1 protein-coding gene is annotated in these 786 nt (G+C 47.8%); it reads left to right on the top strand.

The genetic code is table 11. The annotated features are described in order from the left end of the window. Positions 1 to 786 (top strand): IS91 family transposase (locus MM214_RS18925; RefSeq protein WP_241297741.1); only part of this gene is annotated, 786 nt, incomplete at both ends.

Raw genomic sequence — 786 nt, 5'->3', positions numbered from 1 at the left:
TGTTCAGGCATCAATCCATCTCCAACTTCAATCCTTACAGCAGAGCGGTTTTCGCCGATCTTGCTGCCTGTCATACCGCTGCAAAAGGGTATCACCTCAGCAGGTGCGATGATCAGCAATGTGGAAACATCGCCCATCGATACCATTCCTGCGGCAATAGGCACTGCCCCAACTGTGGAAGCATGAAAAGGGATGCCTGGATTGAGAGTAGAATGGACGAACTCCTACCTACCGCCTATTACCATATCGTCTTTACCCTGCCACATGAACTCAATCCAGTATTCATGGGTAACAGGGCTAAGCTATTCGACCTTTTGTTTCTGGCAGCTTCCCAAACCCTGCTCAAGCATGCAAAGATGCCCGAATACCTTGGTGCTGAACCGGGGATCACAATGGTACTGCATACTTGGGGACAGGATCTTAGTTTTCACCCTCACGTCCACTGCATCGTCAGTGCTGGAGGATATGACGGACAGAGATGGGTAGATGCCAAACGCAAAAACAACCGATTCCTTTTTCCCCAGAAAAGTATGGCAAATATGTTCAAAGCTATCTTCATGGAAGGGCTGGAAAAGGACAGCTCAATTAGCTGGATTGGAAGTAAAAACAGCGTAATGAAAGCAATCAGGTTCAAAAAATGGAACGTCTATGCCAAAGCCCCTTTCGGTTCACCCGATAGAGTCGTCCAGTACCTTGGACGCTATACGCACAAGATTGCTATCACCAGACACCGAATCCTTGAGGTCAACGCAACACATATCAAGTTCAGGTATAAAGACTACGCCG

This window comes from Belliella kenyensis (assembly GCF_022549675.1).
Classification (GTDB): domain Bacteria; phylum Bacteroidota; class Bacteroidia; order Cytophagales; family Cyclobacteriaceae; genus Belliella; species Belliella kenyensis.
This window is presented reverse-complemented; position numbering and strand designations above follow the sequence as displayed.